The organism is Sneathiella chungangensis (genome assembly GCF_009882935.1).
Lineage (GTDB): Bacteria > Pseudomonadota > Alphaproteobacteria > Sneathiellales > Sneathiellaceae > Sneathiella > Sneathiella chungangensis.
In genome coordinates, this window is sequence record NZ_WTVA01000011.1 from 1 (window position 1) to 2500 (window position 2500).

2 rRNA genes (1 of these 2 cut by a window edge) are annotated in these 2500 nt (G+C 55.2%); both read right to left on the minus strand.

From position 1 onward, the window contains the following. Nucleotides 1-23: 23 nt before the first annotated feature. Nucleotides 24-138: ribosomal RNA gene (gene rrf, locus GQF03_RS11555) — 5S ribosomal RNA — on the minus strand. A gap of 492 nt (nt 139-630) precedes the next feature. Then, nucleotides 631-2500: ribosomal RNA gene (locus GQF03_RS11560) — 23S ribosomal RNA — on the minus strand (it continues 876 nt past the right edge of the window).

The following is a 2500-nucleotide window of genomic DNA, read 5'->3' on the forward strand; positions in this document are numbered from 1 at the left end:
AGAGGATCTTCTGTTTTTTGCGGGCCTGGCGGCGACCTACTCTTCCGTGCCTTAAGACAAAGTACCATCGGCGCTGGGAGTTTTCACGACCGAGTTCGGAATGGGATCGGGTGCAGGCCTCCCGCCATAGCCACCAGGCCGGCAAAAAGCAGAAGTTGTTATTTGTTTTGGGCTTTTTTGTTAGCCTCAGGCGCCGGCGGGAACATCCGTTCCCTTAGGCTCCGGGCTTGCGCCCGGCGGCCGGTCGGCCTTGCCTCAGCTTCGCTTCGGACCCGTATCCCTGCATAAAGCTGCAAGGGACGGTTCCAAAGGCTGTGCCTTTGGCAAGCGCGACTGCGCGTCGGGCCGAATGGCCCGCCCCCACGGAGCAAGCCCGGAGGGCTTCTGCGTGAGTGCCAACAAACAAATAACTATGAATACATCCTGTGTGGTGTTTTGATTTTGTCGTTGTCCTCATGTCCAAAGGCTGTGCCTTTGGCAGGCCGCGACTGCGGCCCGGGCGGATGCCCGATAGCTTAAGCGGACGGAGGTCCGCGCCGACGGGCAGCCTAAGGCCTTGTGCCGGTGGCACAAAATGAGGCCAACTAAAAAACAACTTCTAATCTGACTACTGTGCATGATGAAGCACTGGGATCAAACTCTATCGAGTGATTAGTACTGGTCAGCTCCGTATGTTGCCATACGTCCACCTCCAGCCTATCAACGTGGTGGTCTTCCACGGCTCTCAAGGGATATCTGGTTTTGAGGGGGGCTTCCCGCTTAGATGCTTTCAGCGGTTATCCCGTCCGTACTTAGCTACCCTGCAGTGCCACGGGCGTGACAACAGGTCCACCAGAGGTACGTCCACCCCGGTCCTCTCGTACTAGGGGCAGCTCCTCTCAAATATCCTACACCCACGGCAGATAGGGACCGAACTGTCTCACGACGTTCTAAACCCAGCTCACGTACCTCTTTAATTGGCGAACAGCCAAACCCTTGGGACCTGCTCCAGCCCCAGGATGAGATGAGCCGACATCGAGGTGCCAAACAATGCCGTCGATATGGACTCTTGGGCATTATCAGCCTGTTATCCCCGGCGTACCTTTTATCCGTTGAGCGATGGCCCTTCCACGCGGGACCACCGGATCACTATGACCGACTTTCGTCTCTGCTCGACTTGTCAGTCTCGCAGTCAGGCTGGCTTATGCCATTGCACTCATCAGCTGATTTCCGACCAGCTTGAGCCAACCATCGCGCGCCTCCGTTACCATTTAGGAGGCGACCGCCCCAGTCAAACTACCCACCATGCAGGGTCCCGGAACCGGATAACGGTCCTCGGTTAGATATCAAAAGTCAAAAGGGCGGTATTTCAAAGGCGCCTCCACGACAACTGGCGTCATCGCTTCAAAGGCTCCCGCCTATTCTACACATTCAAATCCTGATACCACTGCAAAGCTATAGTAAAGGTGCACGGGGTCTTTCCGTCTAACCGCGGGTACTCCGCATCTTCACGGAGAGTTCAATTTCGCTGAGCCTATGTTGGAGACAGCGGGGAAGTCGTTACGCCATTCGTGCAGGTCGGAACTTACCCGACAAGGAATTTCGCTACCTTAGGACCGTTATAGTTACGGCCGCCGTTTACCGGGGCTTCGATTCGCAGCTCTCACCGCTCCTCTTAACCTTCCGGCACCGGGCAGGCGTCAGACCCTATACGTCGTCTTGCGACTTCGCAGAGTCCTGTGTTTTTAATAAACAGTCGCCACCCCCAAGTCTGTGCCACCCCCCAATGGTTGCCCAAAGAGAGGTACCCCTTCTCCCGAAGTTACGGGGTCATTTTGCCGAGTTCCTTCAACATAGTTCTCTCAAACGTCTCGGTATACTCTACCAGTCCACCTGTGTCGGTTTGGGGTACGGTCTATAAGCTGGAGCTATTTCCTGGAACAGGTTCACAGCAGGTCCAATCCAATAAGGACCCACAATTTACCCCATTCGTCACTTCCAGCAGGCGGAGGAATATTAACCTCCTTCCCATCGACTACGGCTTTCGCCCTCGCCTTAGGGGCCGGCTCACCCTGCGCAGATTAGCTTTACGCAGGAACCCTTGGACTTTCGACGTGAGTGTTTCTCACACTCATCTCGCTACTCATGTCAGCATTCTCACTTCCGATACCTCCAGGCAACCTCGCGGCTGCCCTTCACAGGCTTACGGAACGCTCCGCTACCACTCAGCCTAAAAGACTGAATCCGCAGCTTCGGTGCATGGCTTTAGCCCCGGTACATCTTCGGCGCAGGCCGGCTTAAATTTAGACCAGTGAGCTATTACGCTTTCTTTAAAGGGTGGCTGCTTCTAAGCCAACCTCCTGGTTGTTTTGGCCTTCCCACATCCTTTCCCACTTAGCCATGACTTAGGGACCTTAGCTGGCGGTCTGGGCTGTTTCCCTCTCGGCAATGGATCTTAGCACCCACTGCCTGTCTGCCTTGCTGCATTCTTCGGTATTCGGAGTTTGGTTAGGTTTGGTAA